The sequence below is a fragment of the Chitinibacter sp. SCUT-21 genome (assembly GCA_041874755.1).
Classification (GTDB): Bacteria; Pseudomonadota; Gammaproteobacteria; order Burkholderiales; family Chitinibacteraceae; genus Chitinibacter.
This window is the reverse complement of sequence record CP102611.1, coordinates 2,293,060-2,309,851: the sequence shown is the minus strand read 5'-3', so window position 1 is coordinate 2,309,851 and position 16,792 is coordinate 2,293,060. Positions and strand designations below refer to the sequence as shown.

General features: G+C 50.7%; 15 protein-coding genes. 5 read left to right on the top strand and 10 right to left on the bottom strand.

The annotated features are described in order from the left end of the window. The first annotated feature begins 25 nt into the window (after positions 1–25). The 4 genes from NT239_10775 (at position 26) to NT239_10760 (ending at position 4,706) form a co-directional block, all read left to right on the top strand. Entirely contained in the window at positions 26–1,165 is a 1,140-nt protein-coding gene (locus NT239_10775) for an iron-regulated protein (protein ID XGA70262.1), read from the top strand. Between the two features lie 67 nt (positions 1,166–1,232). Further along, entirely contained in the window at positions 1,233–2,624 is a 1,392-nt protein-coding gene (locus tag NT239_10770) for a c-type cytochrome (GenBank protein XGA70261.1), read from the top strand. Positions 2,625–2,633: 9 nt separating this feature from the next. Further along, entirely contained in the window at positions 2,634–3,629 is a 996-nt protein-coding gene (locus NT239_10765) for a hypothetical protein (protein ID XGA70260.1), read from the top strand. 3 nt (positions 3,630–3,632) lie between these two features. Then, positions 3,633–4,706 carry a DUF1513 domain-containing protein gene (locus tag NT239_10760; GenBank protein ID XGA70259.1) on the top strand — a complete coding sequence of 358 codons (1,074 nt, stop codon included), beginning with the start codon at positions 3,633–3,635 and terminating at the stop codon, positions 4,704–4,706. On the opposite strand, the gene NT239_10755 is transcribed toward NT239_10760, so the two are convergent. Next, entirely contained in the window at positions 4,703–5,113 is a 411-nt protein-coding gene (locus NT239_10755; GenBank protein ID XGA70258.1) for a hypothetical protein, read from the bottom strand. The two genes, NT239_10760 and NT239_10755, sit on opposite strands and share 4 nt — an antisense overlap. Positions 5,114–5,237: 124 nt before the next feature. Beyond that, positions 5,238–5,930 (bottom strand): metallophosphoesterase, encoded by a 693-nt coding sequence (locus tag NT239_10750; protein ID XGA70257.1) that lies wholly within the window; start codon positions 5,928–5,930, stop codon positions 5,238–5,240. 255 nt (positions 5,931–6,185) lie between these two features. On the opposite strand from NT239_10750, the gene NT239_10745 reads away from it, so the two are divergent. Beyond that, a complete protein-coding gene (locus NT239_10745) occupies positions 6,186–7,448 on the top strand; it encodes an Hsp70 family protein (GenBank protein ID XGA70256.1) in 1,263 nt (420 codons plus the stop codon). Here NT239_10745 and NT239_10740 read toward each other — a convergent pair. The 8 genes from NT239_10740 to NT239_10705 all read right to left on the bottom strand — a co-directional run bounded on the left by NT239_10740 (position 7,445) and on the right by NT239_10705 (position 16,768). Next, positions 7,445–8,686: an EAL domain-containing response regulator gene (locus tag NT239_10740; GenBank protein XGA72800.1), complete on the bottom strand. Its 1,242-nt coding sequence runs from the start codon at positions 8,684–8,686 to the stop codon at positions 7,445–7,447. The two genes, NT239_10745 and NT239_10740, sit on opposite strands and share 4 nt — an antisense overlap. A 78-nt stretch (positions 8,687–8,764) precedes the next feature. Continuing rightward, entirely contained in the window at positions 8,765–9,973 is a 1,209-nt protein-coding gene (locus NT239_10735) for a chemotaxis response regulator protein-glutamate methylesterase (GenBank protein XGA70255.1), read from the bottom strand. Then, positions 9,963–11,213 (bottom strand): hypothetical protein, encoded by a 1,251-nt coding sequence (locus NT239_10730; GenBank protein ID XGA70254.1) that lies wholly within the window; start codon positions 11,211–11,213, stop codon positions 9,963–9,965. Before NT239_10730 ends, NT239_10735 begins: the two co-directional genes overlap by 11 nt. 60 nt (positions 11,214–11,273) lie before the next feature. Further along, positions 11,274–12,494: an EAL domain-containing response regulator gene (locus NT239_10725; GenBank protein XGA70253.1), complete on the bottom strand. Its 1,221-nt coding sequence runs from the start codon at positions 12,492–12,494 to the stop codon at positions 11,274–11,276. Between the two features lie 18 nt (positions 12,495–12,512). Then, positions 12,513–13,619, bottom strand: coding sequence for a chemotaxis response regulator protein-glutamate methylesterase (locus tag NT239_10720; protein XGA70252.1), 1,107 nt, complete (start codon positions 13,617–13,619; stop codon positions 12,513–12,515). A gap of 42 nt (positions 13,620–13,661) precedes the next feature. Beyond that, a complete protein-coding gene (locus NT239_10715) occupies positions 13,662–14,465 on the bottom strand; it encodes an SAM-dependent methyltransferase (protein XGA70251.1) in 804 nt (267 codons plus the stop codon). After that, a complete protein-coding gene (locus tag NT239_10710) occupies positions 14,462–15,052 on the bottom strand; it encodes a chemotaxis protein CheW (GenBank protein XGA70250.1) in 591 nt (196 codons plus the stop codon). The genes NT239_10715 and NT239_10710 overlap by 4 nt, the downstream gene beginning before the upstream one ends. Positions 15,053–15,115: 63 nt before the next feature. Further along, the gene (locus NT239_10705) at positions 15,116–16,768 is read right to left on the bottom strand and encodes a methyl-accepting chemotaxis protein (GenBank protein XGA70249.1); all 1,653 of its coding nucleotides are present in this window, start codon (positions 16,766–16,768) and stop codon (positions 15,116–15,118) included. Positions 16,769–16,792 lie beyond the last annotated feature (24 nt).

Genomic DNA, 16,792 nt, shown 5'->3' with positions numbered 1-16,792 from the left:
AATTTTCCGAAGAATGGTCGTGGTCATGAAAAAATTGTGCTTGGCATTGGTAAGCGCGGGGGTGTTGTGGGCGAGTGCAGTTAGCGCAGCTGAAGTCACAACCCAAAGCGTGATTAATCAATACGCGATTCAAGTCGCAGCCGGCTACCAAGATAGCTTGAGCAGTGCGCGCGAGATGCAAGCCAAGATCGACGCTTTTCTTGCCAACCCATCTGCCGACACGCAAAAAGCCGCACAAGCCGCGTGGCTAGAAGCGCGCGAATGGTATGGCCAGACCGAAGCTTTCCGCTTTTATGGTGGCCCGATCGACTCGGAAACCGGCCCGGAAGGTTTTATCAACGCTTGGCCACTCGACGAAGCGTATATCGACAGCGTGAAAGGCAAGGCCAAAGCCGGCATTATCAATAGCAAAACACCAATTACCGAAGCAAAACTGCGTAGCTTGAACGAGCGCGGCGGCGAAGAAAATATCGCCACCGGCTGGCATGCGATTGAGTTTTTGCTGTGGGGCCAAGACTTGAGCCGCGATAGCGCTGGCCAGCGCCCATTTACCGATTACATCACCGCGCCAAACGCCAAACGCCGTGGCGAATACCTGAAATTGGTCACGCAAATGCTGATCGACGACTTGGCCAGCGTGGAAAAAGAATGGCAGCCCAATCAAAAGAACTTCCGCGCCCAGTTTGAACAAGGCGGCAACGACAGCATTAAGAAAATCTTTACCAGCCTAGGCACTTTAAGCCGTGGTGAGTTGGCGGGCGAGCGCATTGAAGTGGCGCTGGATACGCAAAACCAAGAAGACGAGCATTCATGCTTCTCGGATAACACGCACCGCGACATCGTCGCCAACGCCAAAGGCATTCAAAACGTCTGGGAAGGTCGCTTTGTTCGCCGTTCGGGCGAAGTGATCGAAGGCGCGAGCTTGAAAGCCTTGGTCGCGCAGAAAAACACCGACGTAGCGGATGCGGTCAGCCGCGATATGGCCACGAGTGTGCAAGCAGCCGAAGCGATCCAAGCGCCGTTTGATCGCGAAATCGTCGGCAAAAAAGACGCGCCGGGACGCAAACGCGTGCAAGCGGTGGTTGAATCGCTGAAAAATCAAACTAAAAATCTAGTCAATGCAGCCAAAGAGCTGGGCATTAAGCGCCTGAATACCAGCGCTTAAGCCACAAAAATAGACACGCCAAACCTCAGCCCTCGGGCTGGGGTTTTGTCATTATTAGGGAAACAAGATGAAAACCAAACTCACCCTTATCACCTGTTTGCTCGCAGGCTCGGTGCTTGCCGTTGAAGGCGCTGCGCAGCTCGCCGCGTTTGACCCGGCCGAGGAAACACCGGGCGGAGAAGTGGGCACCATCGACGATCATGGCAAAAATGCTTTCTCCTTGCCCTACCCCGGCCTCTCCGATCAGCAAAAAACCGATTTTGTCGTCGGCAATTCTTTCTTTAAAAAGGCTTGGGTAGAAGCACCATCGTCGACCAAGGCGCGCGATGGCCTAGGCCCGCACTTTGTCGCCCAATCGTGCGGTGCTTGCCATACACTCGATGGTCGCGGCGCACCGCCCGACTTTAAAAATGGCATCCAGCAAGATCAACCAATGGCCTTGCTGATTCGCCTGTCGATTCCCGGCCAAAAGCCTGATCCAGTCTACGGTGGGCAACTGAATAATCGCGCCATTCCCAATGTGAAGCCCGAGGGCAAAGTGCAGATTAAGTACGAGCCGATCGCGGGGCAGTTTGCCGATGGCACCAAGTACGAATTGCTCAAACCTCAGTACCACATCACCGATCTAGCCTACGGGCCTATGCATAAAGACGTGATGCTCTCCCCCCGTATTGCTCCGCAGATGATTGGGCTAGGGCTACTAGAGGCGATACCCGAGACCGACATCCTTGCCAATGCGGCCAAACAAAAGGCCGACAACAAAGGCATCGCAGGCGTGCCCAACTACGTGTACGACGCCTTTGCCAAAAAAGAGCTGATCGGCCGCTTTGGCTGGAAAGCCAATGTCGCATCGATTGGCCACCAAAGCGCGGGGGCTTTCTTGGGCGATATTGGCATTACATCGAGCGTTAATCCGAAAGAAGACTGCATGCCGGCGCAAAAAGACTGTAAAAAATCGCCTAGCGGCGGTAAACCGGAGATTGACGACAAAACGCTGAAACAAGTGATTTTGTATTCACAAACGCTGGCCGTACCCACCCGCCGCGACGCCGACAGCCCAGCCACGCTGCGCGGCAAACAGATTTTTAAAGACGCCAACTGCGTTAGCTGCCATACGCCAAGCTATAAAACGGGTGAATTTAAAGCGATTCCACAGCTCGCCAAGCAAACGATTTACCCTTATACCGATTTATTGCTGCACGATATGGGCGAAGGCTTGGCCGATGGTCGACCAGATGGCCGCGCCAATGGTCGCCAATGGAAAACGCCGCCACTATGGGGCCTGGGGCTGGTACATACTGTGAACGGGCACACGCGCTTTTTGCACGATGGTCGGGCGCGCAATTTAATGGAAGCAGTGCTCTGGCACGGCGGCGAAGCTGAAGCGAGCAAGCAATATGTGCTAAAACTGAACGCGGCAGATAGGGAAAACCTGTTGACCTTCTTAAATTCGCTTTAAGGGCATGCCATGAAACAACGTCAAATCGTTTTACTCATCTCTGCACTGCTTAGTGCACAAGTCATGGCGCAAACTGAAGGTGAATCCGATGGCCCTGTGCCTGATCCTGCGTGGGCGCAAGCTTGGCTGGATCAAGGTTATTTGCCGCGCCAGCAAGCGCTAACCCAAGCGGCTGATCAATTGGCCAGCAGCAGCGCGGCGCTGTGCGCTGCGCCCGATAATGCCAAACTGAATCAAGCGCGCAGCGCTTGGCAGGCAACCAGCACCGCATGGCGCGCACTCGATGGCGCACCAGCTGGGCCGATGGTTTTAGCGCGGCTGGGCCGCAAAATTGATTTTCGCCCAGTGCGCGTAGCTGAACTCGAAGCTGCGATCAATGGCGGCGCGAGCAATGTCGCTACGCAAGGTTTAGCCGCTGCGGAATACTTGCTGTGGGGCGATGCGCAGCCCAAAACCATTTTAGCCACGCTAAAAAATCCAACTCGCTGCGAGTATCTCGTCAAAACCAGCAAGGCAATTGCGTTAGAAACGCATACCCTAGATGATGGCTGGCGGATTTATCGCGAAGAGCTGGGCGCAGAAAACCCATTCTTTCGCCAGAATATGTTTTCTGAGCACGTGAACCTGATGCTAGCCAGCTTGACCGGTCTTGCCAAACGTATGCCGACGGCCGAGACAGTCAACGCCGAGCAATTTGCTGAATGGCGCAGCAATAGCGCTAAAGCACAGCTACTTGCGCAACTCAGCGGTTTTGCCACGGCGATGCAAGGCGTAAATCGTCAACTCAACGAGTCAGGCAGCAAGGCACTGGCCCAAAAGATGCAAAGCGACATTAGTGCGGCGCAAAATGAATGTGGCAAGCTACCTGACGCATTAGACAAAGCCAGCAGCAAAGCGCGCATGAACTGCAATAAAGCCATCGTGCAGCTTAAAAAACGCCTGCAAGACGAAATTGCTGAAAAACTAGACCTGAGTTTAGGTTTTACTGAGGGCGATGGGGATTAAGTCATGCTCAATCGCCGCGATTTTCTGCGCAGTTCGCTGCAAATAACTGCATTATCACTCCTCAATCCTCCAGCCTTGGCCGCTAACAGCACGCCGACTTTATTAAGTGCCGATTGGGCAAACGAGGGCAGCATCAGCGCTCCGAGCTTTGGTGCGCTAGGTGGTAAACGGGTCATGCTACCCAGCCGTGGCCATGCGATTTTGCCATTACCAAATGGTGAGGCCATCGTCGTGAGCCGGCGGCTGGGCCTCTGGTTGGCACGGATCAATTGGCAGCGCGGCGAAGTGCTTCAGATGGTTGACGCTGCGTTTGATCGGCATTTCTTTGGTCATGGCTTACTCACGCCCGATGGCTCAACGCTATTGACCACTGAGAATAATGATGACACCAGCGCAGGGCTGATCGGGATTTATGATGCAGTGAGTTTAAAGCGCTTGGGCGAAATACCATCCGGTGGTATTGGCCCACATGAATTGCTATGGCTAAGCCCGGGCAAGATACTAGCCGTTGCCAACGGTGGTATTTTAACTTTACCCGAAACAGGCCGTACCAAATTGAATCTGGGCGCGATGAGCGCTAGTATCACCTTGCTTGAATGGCCTTCGGGCAAGGTAATTGACCAATTTAGTTTGAGCGATAAAGCACTGAGCTTGCGCCATTTAGCCTTAGCAGCCGACGGCACGCTCGGAATCGCCATGCAGGCGGAGTACCCCAACGCCAAGCAGCATCGTGATGCGCCATTATTAGCGCTATTAAACCCGCAATCAGGCCGGCTAACAGTGGCGGCGCAAAGCGAAGGCTTGATGGGCTATGGGGCGAGTATTGCCGCTGTCGGCAATGAGTTTTTAATCACTGCGCTGCGCGGTAATCAACTGGGGCGTTGGCGCAGTGATGGCGCGCCCTTGCCCACCCTTTCACTTCCTCGTCCAGCGGGAATTGCTAGCCACAACAATACAGCATGGATTAGCAGTGAGAATGGGGGCATCTACCAGTATCAACCACAAGATCAGACGCTTAAAGCGCTAGATGGCTATACCCAACAAAAGTGGGATAACCATCTGGTGATTGCCGCTTAATCGTCATCATCATGGTGATGGCGACGGCGTGGTCGATAATCATCGTCATCGTATTTACGCCATTTTTTATCGTGGCGGCGATACGTGTCGTAATACCATCGATCTTGTACAAAATAGACCGGCCTCGCACAAGCCCCATAGCGATCACAATGCCGATTCCAATGCTTGGCATGACCAGGAGGTACACGCAAATACATCGGCGGATAGGCATAGCGGGCGCGATGAACAATAATCGGTTGCTCGTAAATGACACGCGGACGATAGCGATCACCTAACTCAATTTGCCCGTAAAAATTCGGGTCGCCAATCCGGACTGAAACACCAATATCGGCGGCAAATACGGCACCGGTGAGTAGCGATAAAACAAAGGCGGTCAAAGCCACCTTGATCGATGAAATTCGCATCATCGTTCTCCTTCAAGTGTTTCGGCCCATTATCCGTAAGGGAAGCTGAATCGAGGATGAATAGCCGATGTGAGCGCTAACACACTCAAAGAAGCAGGAGATGACGCGAGGAGATACTGCGGTACACTTAGTCGCTAGGCAAAATGCCAACGTCTATGATCTTGCCATTCTGGTCGGTGATGCCACGCAAAGTGACCCCATACGCCTGAAAGCCCAAGCGCAAATCGTGCGGACGATAGTCAAGGCAATCGTGCTGGTGGCCGTGAAAAGTTTTTTTCACCCCCAGCTTATGCGCCAACTGATCGAGCGCATGAAAACCATATGGATGGCAGCTAGGCGCTTCATGCGTGACCAAAATATCAGCTTGTTCTTGCGCGAGCGCTTGGTAGTCCGTATAGAAAATCGTACTACGATGCTTGCGCGGCAAACCGCCACGCCAGTAATTGCTTTGCCCGCAATGCGCTAAATAATGTGCCTGACTTGGGTAATTTGGATGCGCGGGCGGCATCCAAATTTGGCCACGAAAAATCCCCCCCAGCCCCGCTACGCGTACACCTGCAATTTCAACCACGCGACCATGCAAATTGCGATCGGCCAACTTGGAGTCAAACAGATTGGTATAGTCGTAAAAGGTATCTGTATCGTGGTTTCCGTGGATATACCACACCTCAGTGAGGTCTAAAATTTCGGCCAGTACCTCATTCAGAGGTTTTGGTGCTTGAATATCGCCAAGCAATACAATGGCGTCCGGTCGATGCTCACGCACCGCGCGGATCACATGCTCAAACCGACCATGCGTGTCGCCACAGAAGAAAATCATCGCTTGCCCAAATCCAATATCAGCCCAAATGCTATTGTATTGCAAAAATAGTAGTGTCAGATGCTCAATTCACTGTAAATCATCATCAAAACCGCGTAAGTCTCTATTTAGCTGGACTCAAGGAGTCGCGATCACGCTAAGCTGGCCGATTTGACGTTACTGCGTAAGCAGCGTAGGCTTCCACGCCCTTTCCATTGTTCGTTTTCGTTGCCAAAGAATGCAATCCGCATTTCTTTTGCGCGCGCGTCTATTCACATGACTCAAAAATTTGCTTCTGCTTGCGGTATCGATTTTGGCACCTCCAACTCAACCGCAGGGATAGTGGCCGCCAGTGGCGCACATTTGCTAGCGCTGGAAGAAGGTAAATTAACTTTACCTTCTGCTGTTTTCTTCAATGTAGAAGAAGACACCATGGCATTTGGGCGAGCAGCGCTAGCTGAATACCTTGAGGGCTATGAGGGCCGCTTAATGCGCTCGATGAAGAGCCTACTCGGCAGCAGCTTGATGGATGCCGGTACCGAAATTGGCGGGCGCCATTTGTCATTCAAAAATTTGATTGGCCAACTTATCGGTGAAGTAAAACGCCGCGCCGAACAATCGGCATCTCAACAGTTTGATGCTGTGGTGCTAGGCCGCCCAGTTCATTTTGTCGATGACGATCAAGCTGCAGACGATCAAGCTCAAGCCACATTGGAAGAAATTGCGCGTGGACTAGGTTTTAAAGAAGTCAGCTTTCAGTTCGAGCCGATTGCTGCGGCGCATGATTACGAACAACGCATCGAAAAAGAAGAATTAGTCCTGATTGTCGATATTGGCGGCGGCACTTCCGATTTCTCACTCGTGCGTCTATCACCTGAACGCAGGGGTATGGCCGACCGATCATCAGATTTGTTGGCTAGTGGCGGGGTACATATTGGGGGTACAGATTTTGATAAGCGCCTATCACTCTCTGGCGTGATGCCAGAGCTAGGCATGGGCTCTTTACTGAGCAATAACGCCGAATTTCCCAATAGCGTATTTTTTCAACTCGCCACATGGCATACCATCAATTTTGCCTATACACGCAAAATGTGGCGCACTTTTCAGGATATTTCGCCCGAAGTCGTCGATAAAATTCGCTTTGAGCGGCTATTGAATGTGGTACGACATCAAGCGGGTCATCATTTGGCGATGCGCGTTGAAGCGGCCAAAATTGCACTATCCGATCAATTGATGACCGAATTGGATTTGGCAGAAGCTGAAAAAGGTTTGGTGGCACAAATTAGTCGCGGTACGTTTGAAAATGCAATTGCGCAAGAGACACGTCGCGTTTGCAACGCCGCGCTGGCAACCTTGAGCCAAGCCGGTGTTGCCCCTGAAGCGGTCAACACCTTGTTCTTCACTGGCGGCTCGTCAGCCGTACCGGCGCTACGCCATACCTTAGCAGCAGCCTTTCCAAGCGCGCGTACTGTTGAAGGGGATCACTTTGGCAGTGTGGGATGTGGTTTAGCTGTGGTTGCTCAGCAACGCTATGGTTAATGATGCGCTATGCTGCTCGGCACCGAATGCGCTTGCTCAGCCAACTGCCGCAGTGAAGCCAAGTTTTCTTTCATCCATGGAATCACATCTTCAGCGCGCATTAAATTACCCGCCAAGGCGCCTTGGGCTGAGTGACAACCCATTTGACGCAAAAATGTCCAGTCTTGGAGTGTATTGAGTCCCTCGGCGTGCACGTTCATATTCAGCTGCCGCGCTAAACGAACTGTATTCTCGAGCAAAATGGGCAGCAGCGAATCATGCTCACGCTGAGCCAAGGCATCGCAAGCCAAGACCAAGTGATTAAACGGCACTTGCCGTACTTGCTTGACCCAATCAAATTCCAATGCGCAATCGCGAATCGCCAAGCCCACATTTTGAATGCGTAATAAATTAAGAGCACTTAAATGCTGGGTAAATTCACCATCATTCAGCGGCATCTCGATTTCAAAAGTCAACTTTGTTTCCAGAATACCTAAATCCTGAATTTGGTTGAGTAAATTACGGGCGTGCAGCGCTCGGCTCATACTTTGCCATGGCAAATCGAGCTGTACAGCCATCGAAGATCCACTCGACTTCCAAGACTGAATTTGCGCGAATACTTCTTCATGATGCTGCTGCATTGTTTGCAGAAAAAGTCGGTCGGATTGAATTTCAAGCGCGTATTGACGTGGGCTGAGCATACCAAGCTGCGGATGAATCCAAACCAAACGGGCCACTAAATGATGGATGAGCCCTGTATCGAGCGATACGCATGGTGTATAGCGAGTTTGTAAATTACCACGCGCCGCCTGAAAATCTTCGGAACTCAGACTTGTGATTGCCGCATTTATCTGCACTTGTGGCGAGAAGCGCAATGATTTAAGGGCCTGCTCTTGTAGCGGTTTTTGAATCGCTTGAATAATGTTCAAGCCCAACTGCAAGCCCATTTGGCTAACCGATTCAAGTAATCCCAATTCACGTGAACTCAAAATGCAGATGGGTAAGGTCAGCTTTAACCGAGCAAGCTCTTGCAATAAATCAATCCCATTCAAGCCAGGCATTTCTAAGTCAAGCAATAACAAATCGAGCGACTCATCACCCAATTGCTTTAATTTTAGCAATGCCTCCAGCCCATCGGAAGCCATCTCAACAACCGACCAGCCCTGTGCAGTACACAGATCTACAGCGAACTGAAGTTGTACTTTTGAATCGTCAACCACCATGATGCGCATCGGTTGATTGTTCGATAGCTCAGGCATACTCACTGTTGCACTCCGATCAAGCGGTCATTCAATATAGATGAAAATACAGTGAATTGAGTCAATCACTGCTGATTGTTAACGATAACGAGCAATCGAATTGGCAACCTCTTCCAAGGCGATCACTTCTGAGGCGCCGCCTTGTAAAATGGCCTCTTTAGGCATACCAAACACCACACAGGTTTCTTCATTTTGCGCATACGTAATCGCGCCAGCATCGCTCATTTCCTTCAACCCCTTCGCGCCATCGTCGCCCATGCCTGTCAAAATATAGCCCACAGCATTGGGACCTGCCGCTAAGGCGGCAGATCGAAATAACACATCGACCGATGGGCGATGACGGGTAATCAGCGGCCCATCCATCACCTCCACATAGTATTGACTCCCACTGCGCCGAATCACTAAATGTTTCCCCCCCGGCGCAATTAAGGCCAAACCGGGCAAAATTTTGTCGTTATTTTGCGCTTCACGCACTTCGATCTCGCACAAGCTATTGAGCCGGGTGGCAAAGCTGGCGGTAAAACGTTCGGGCATATGCTGCACAATCGCCAAGCCGGGGCAATTGCTCTTCAATCTGGGCAAAATCGCTTCCAAGGCCTGCGTTCCGCCCGTTGATGTACCAATCGCAATAATTTTGGCCGTGGCGGGGATGCGCTCCGCCTGACTGGGGGCTTGGAGTAGCGAGTCGGCGCTCAATTTGGGTGAGCCCATGCGCTCATTCATGCCGCTAAATTTACTCGCTGCTTGCTGGGCAAAACTGGAGCTGGAAGCCGAAGCTGGGGCCACTGGCGTGGCGCGCTTAAAAGGATCGCTTGGGCTAGGTTTCGTCGGTAGCGGCTTGGGTTTACTGGGGGGAGGAACGAGCGCTTCGGTACGCACTCGTGACATTTTGGCCTGCGCAGCGGCACGAATTGCGGTGATTAAATCGGCACTCGAATCTTGAATATAATCCTTAAACCCAATAGCGGGCTTGTTGATCACCCCCAAGGCGCCAGCAGAAAGTGCCTGCATGGTCAAATTAGCATTCTTTTCAGTAAGCGACGAACAAATCACCACGGGCGTGGGACGCTCCGCCATAATTTGTTTAAGAAAGGTAATTCCATCCATGCGCGGCATTTCGATATCAAGCAATAACACATCAGGCCATTGCTTATTCATTTTTTCCCGAGCAAAAATTGGGTCAAATGCGGTCGCAATCACTTCAATATCACGCTCTTTGCTGAGGACTTCCTGCACTAACTGCCGCACGATTGATGAATCATCGACAATCATGACTTTAATGGCCATGTCGTTTCTCCCGCGCATGATGACGGTTGGTTTTAAAGCGGCCGATTAAGTCATCAAGATCCCGCGTTTGCGCCGCCAAGCTACTCGCAGCCAAACTGAGCTTTTCAGATTGCTGGGCATTTTGTTGCGTTACTTGCGCCAATCGCATCAGATTATGACTTGCATGCTGCAAACTACTGGTTTGCTCTTTCGATGCATAGTTAATTTCATCGATCAGGTCGGCCACTTCGGGCGACATATCAAGCAAGCGTGATAATAACTGGCTGTGCCGAGTGTTTTGATGCACCGTCACCAAGGTTTGCTCGAGCGCCGAGCTATTTTGCTCGACAGCAATCGCCTGCTCATTGGCATTACGCGCCAATTCTGCCGCGGCCTGATCCACCTGCCCTGAAAGCTTCTCAAGCGCTCGGCTGGTGTGAATGACATTCACGATATGATCGGAGAGTTGCTCCACCATAGTCTGCAAATGCGACAAAATACTTGGCGAATAATGATTGGGAATTTTAACGGTGAGATCACCTTCGGCCACCGATTTTGCGATGACTTCAACATAGCGCGGCTCTCCACCAATTTGGCGTAGTACGCTCGATAAAATAAAGTACAAGGCCAAAAATAACAGCACAATGCACAAGATAATCAGCCGCACTATTTGCTGCCGCGCCTGTGCTAAATCTGCCAAGGTGGCTTTGGCGTCTTGCGACTGTAGCACTGCATAGCTGTGAGCGTGGGTTGCAATTTGCGCCTGCAATGCGTCGGTAAAGGGCTGATCAATGCCTTTGACTAAGCTATCCACCTCCAGCGCGGATGCGGGGTTATTCACATCGATGCGCTGCAAAGCTTGCCGATACGATTCGCCCAAATGCTTGTGCGCCAGTATTAAGGCATCGAAGTCCTGTTGCTGCTGTCGGGTCAAGCCGGCCATGTCGCGGGCGCTTGTTAGAGCGTGCTGCACTTGCCGCTCAAAAGTCATAAATTTATCTTTCTGTGTGGCATATTCCTGCGGCTTTGATGCGCGCAGCAGCATATTTTTCCAACTCTGCACTTGCTGCTTAAACATTAAGCCGCCATCAAGCAAGGCTTTGTCGGCTTGAGTAATCACACGCATATGTTCTTGGCGAGCTTCTTCACGATCCAGCAGCTGTTGGAAAGTCCAGAGAGCGAATAATCCCAGTAGCAACATCAATATCAGGCTGAGGAGCGCCAAACCGCAGAACTTCGCCTTTAAGCTCAATCTGTTCATCACTACCCCATTAAGGTATGCAACCAAAGATCAGTATTGGCAATGCATTGATAGCAATACCTATAGATCTCGCAGCCGTTTACCTTCAGATTTAATCCAAGGAATCAAGGCTTCACCAGGCATTGGTTTTGCCGCTAAATAACCCTGTGCAATATCACAACCCAAATCTTTTAATAACTGCCAATCTGCCGGCGTTTCTACGCCTTCGGCCACACAGCTCAACCCCATCGTACGTGCGGTATCAATCGCGATATTCACCATATGCTCTAGCTGCAAGCTTTCACTGGCGCCATCGACAAAAGAGCGATCAATTTTTAGCTCAGTAAATGGAATCCGTGATAACTGCTGCATTGAGGAAAAACCGGTGCCGTAATCATCAATTGAAAGACCAAAGCCTTTTAAGCGCAGCCGCGCTAAAGTGGTCAACGATAAGGCCACATCGGCCATGACTGCAGTTTCAGTAATTTCCAGCGTAATTTGTTTTGGGGACACGCCAGCCTTTTCGACCATCGAACTAATTTGCTCGACCAAGGATAAATCGGTCAAAGCACCCGCCGATAGGTTGATCGCAACGGTTAACGTTAAGCCATAACTCGCCCAATAATCGAGCCAGTGCAAGGTGTATTCGAGCATTTGCAGGGTGATATCATGAATCAAGCCATGCTCTTCAGCCATTGGGATAAAGTCGTCAGGGTAAATCATCCCTTTCTCTGGATGTTGCCAACGAACTAGCGCCTCTACACCTTTGATCATGCCATTTTTCAAAAAAATCTTGGGCTGGAAATAGGCGACAAATTCTTTATTGACAATCGCATGCACAATATCTGCAACCGTCACGACGACTTTAGGCTGATGCACAAGCGGGGCTTTTGGAATCACGCGTTGACGATAACGTGTTAAAGCGGCGTTTAACTCATCGCTATTCAATGGTTTTTGTAATGCATCCACGACCGGCAAACCATAAGCCTTCACCATCGTTTTTACCGACGACAATAAGGCAATTTCACGGGCACTGAGAATCAGCAAGGCACTGTATTGATTCGTTTCGGCTAACTTCTGAATCAGCGAAATGCCATCCATCACCGGCATATCCAGATCGACAATCATTAGGTCAGGCAACGATGGCATTGATTTCAATAATTCCAAGGCATGCAGACCATCGTAAGCGACGCCCAATACCTGTAACCCACAGTCTTGGCAGACCTCTGCCGCATGTTGGTTTTGGATTTTGGAGTCATCGACCACAATGACCGTTTTTAATTGCGGATGTGGGGTTGGCATGTCCCGTTTCACCTTGGATTAGCCGAGTTTTGCAATGGATTGCGTAATTTGCGCCAATGGCATCACTTCTGCCGCGGCACCCAATTTGATCGCCTCTTTAGGCATCCCAAAAACAACGCAGCTTTTCTCATCTTGCGCGATAGTGTGTGCTCCGACGTCGTGCATTTCTTTTAAACCTTTCGCACCATCATCCCCCATTCCGGTCATGATGATGCCCCAGGCGTTGCGGCCAGCCGATTTCGCGGCAGAGCGAAACAATACATCCACCGAAGGGCGGTGGCGGCTCACCGGCGGGCCATCAATTACCTCGACATGATAAAAAGCGCCACTGCGTTTAATCGTCATATGGCGGCCACCAGGGGCGATAATCGCGCGTCCCGGGATGATCCGATCTCCATCAACCGCCTCTTTGACTTCAATTTGGCAAATTGAATTCAAACGTTTGGCAAAGGCCGCAGTAAATTGCTCTGGCATATGCTGCACAATCGCAATACCGGGGCAGGTACGGGGTAATTGGGTCAAGATCGACTCCAGCGCTTGTGTGCCCCCCGTCGACGTTCCAATCGCAATAATCCGCTCGGTCGTAGAAAACACTGCCTTGCCCGTTGGCGCAGCCAATACTGCATCGGCACTGAGTTTAGCGCGGACATTCGGAATGACCGCCGCCGCACCATCCGTTGATTTATTCACTAATTTGGCAGTCGATCCGGCATGAACTTGACTCATTTTTGCCATTGATGCGCCGCGCACTGCATCAATCAGCATTTTGCTATTTTCTTCCAGAAAAGACTTCACCCCACCCGTGGGTTTGGCAATCACATCGACAGCACCAGCCGCTAAGGCCTGCATACTGACGTCTGCGCCTTTTTGCGTGAGCGAGGAACAAATCACCACTGGCGTGGGGTGAGTACTCATCAAATGCTTCAAAAAGGTAATGCCGTCCATTTTTGGCATTTCCACATCGAGCACAATCACATCGGGCCAACGTTTTTTCAGTTTTTCCATTGCCATGATGGGGTCATGCGCCACATCCATCACCTCAATGCCGCTGGCACTATTGAATACCTGAGTCAGCACCTGCCGCACCACGGCCGAATCATCGACCAGCATGACTTGTATCGCCATTTTGCTTCCCCTCCCCCAATGCGGGCATCACATTGCAGGGGATTATTGTATTTTTTGATAAATTCCAGCTTGAATCAGTTTTAAATTGGAAAATATCCCCGTAATACTTTCTGAGTGGCTAATGATGAGATAACCATTGGGCTGCAGCCTTTGCAGACACCGTTGCACCACTTTCATTTTGGTGTCCGCATCAAAATATATCAGCACATTGCGCAAGAAAATCACATCAAATGGCGCCATACTGGGCAAATCTTCGTTCAAATTGATCACTTTAAAATCAACACGGTGACGTAATTCCCGCATGATTAACAGGGTATTCGCCTGCTTACCCTGCCCTTTTAAGCAATACTCTTTCAAATAGTTGCGTGGAATACCATCGCAGCGATTCATCACGTAATGGCCCGCCCGCGCTTTATCCAGAACGGGCTGACTAATATCGGTGCCCAACAATTGCCAATTGCCATTCATTCCCATGCAATCAGAGAGCATCATGGCAATGCTCCAGACCTCTTCCCCGCTGGAAGCCGCCGCACTCCAAATCCGCAAAACTTGCGAATTGGGGCGTGGACGCATTAGGAATAGCCTCAGCCATTCAAAATGCTTGGGCTCTCGAAAGAAAAATGTTTCGTGGGTCGTGAGTAAATCCAGCGCGATTTGTCGCTCGGCCTCTTCATCTTTGTGCGTCAAAATCCGAAAATAGGCTTCAAACGTATCGACTTTGCGTGCTTGCAGGCGACGCATCAAGCGCTGATTGACCAAGGTTTTTTTGATGTCGGCCAGGTGTACGCCTGTTTGTGCCTTCATCCACTGGCTATAGCGCTGAAACGTCGCATCGCTCAAATTCATAGCCCATCATGCTCCGCATTGCCATGCTCACTCGCGATCTCCTCGGCGAACTCCAAGCTAGCCTCATCGATCATCGCCAATTGCGACATTTCTTCCACCGACAAGGCACGACTCAAATCAAGCAATACAACGAACTTGTTTTGCACCTTTGCCATGCCAGCAATAAAGTCGCTGCGAATGTGATTGCCAAATTGCGGCGCGGCAACGATGTCTGAATCGGGAATCGCCAGTACTTCATGCACAGCATCCACTAACACACCAAAATATTGCTGCTGTCCTTCGTGCTCAACTTCAACAATCACCACGCAAGTACGGCGTTGTACCATGGTTTCACCCTTGCCAAAGCGCAGCGATAAATCAATCACCGGCACGACAGCTCCGCGCAAATTCATCACCCCACGCACAAAGCTAGGCATCATTGGCACTTGGGTCATTGGCATATATTCCAATAACTCTTTGATCGCCAAAATACCGATGGCAAAGGTTTCGCCGCACAATTGAAAGGTTAAATATTGGGAAATATCCAAATGCACTTCAGTGGCTGCGCTTTGATTTTTTCCCGTTTTGAGGGCTAATGCTCCCATCATGCTTCTCCTGTTTGATGTGCAAATCGTGGCGGTGCAACTCGCGCACCGCTTGCTTGACCATCATTAGAAACGGGTGAAATCACCTTCATCCACATCCGAACTGCTTTTATTACCTAGCACATAACTTTTTGTCACCGCGGTGGAGCCGTTATTCGCATTGCTACGACGCGCACCATTACGCCGACGCATTGGGGTGTCATCAATGCGGAAGAAGGAAATCAAATCTTGCAGGTTCTCGGCCTGACCGCTCAACTCTTCTGCGGTAGATGCCAATTCTTCGCTCGAAGACGAGTTTTGCTGGGTGGCAGTATTAATTTGCTGCACAGCCGAATTAACTTGATTCACCCCAGTGGCTTGTTCGGTGGCGGCGGCGGAGATTTCCTGTACCAAATCAGCCGTTTTCGAGCTAGAGCGCACCATCTCTTCGAGCAATTCACCGGCGCGTTCAGCCAGTTTCACGCTGCTGCTGGCCACCTCGCCAATGTCTTGCGCCGCCACTTGGCTGCGCTCGGCCAATTTACGCACTTCGGCCGCTACCACGGCAAAGCCTTTACCTTGCTCGCCAGCACGCGCAGCCTCAATCGCGGCGTTGAGCGCGAGCAGATTCGTTTGATAGGCAATGTCATCGATAATGCTGATTTTGTCGGCGATTTGGCGCATTGCAGTCACGGTATGGCGCACAGTTTCGCCACCGTCAGCCGCTTCGCGCGCGGCTTTATTGGCGATGCTTTCGGTAACTTTGGCGTTGTCGCTGGTTTGATTGATGGATGAAGACATTTCCTCGATCGAGGCCGAAGTTTGCTCCACGCTGGCCGCCGATTGCGCCGACGTTTGCGACAGCGATTGCGAGGTTGAGCTCAGCTGAATCGAGGCAGACGACAAATTATCAGCACTGGATTTCACATCGCTAATAATATTGCGCAGCTTTTCCAAGGTTTGGGCAATCGACGCAGCCAAGCTGGAGTTGTCTCCCGGTTTTAAATCAACCTTAACCATCAAATTGCCATTCGAAAATTCGCGCATAATTTCGGCCACATAATGCGGCTCGCCGCCCAAGGTGCGAGTCAGGTTGCGCACAATCAGGAATACGATCAAACAAGCGGCTGCAATGGCGACTGCGGCCACGGTGATTAATTGATTGACTGAGGAGTTGTATTGGAGTTGTGCTTCTTTTGCCGCTTCGTCATTAATCGCGGTTTCTAAATCTGCCATTTTATCAACAGCGTCATTTAGAGTTGCATTCAGTGGGCTCGATTTAGCAAGCAATAAGGCCTTTGCTTCTTCGGTACGATCTTGCGCCCCTAATACAATAGTTTGATCCGCAGACGCACGCGCCTCAGGCAATAATTTTTCAATTTCGGCAAGGATTTCTTTTTCATCAGGTCGTCCCGTCTGAGAAATTTTATCCTTTAGATTTTTTAAACCTTCGTCCCAACGCGCTTTGGCTTTATTGTACGAATCAACGGCTTTTTGGTTGGCCGCCTCATCATCGGTCACAATGATCACGGTGCGATAATGCGCGCGCATTTCTTGCCCTGCCGCAACCATCTTTCTGGCGTTGGCCATTTTGTAGTTATTGTCATTCACAATTTCACTCAAGCTTTCATTGAGCGAGCTATATCCGCGCATGGCAACAAAAACACACAATACCAATAGGGCCAGTACAATACCGAAGCCCAAAATCAAACGGGTGGCAACCGACATTTGCTTGTTCATGTTCATCTCCAAAACCAGATTATA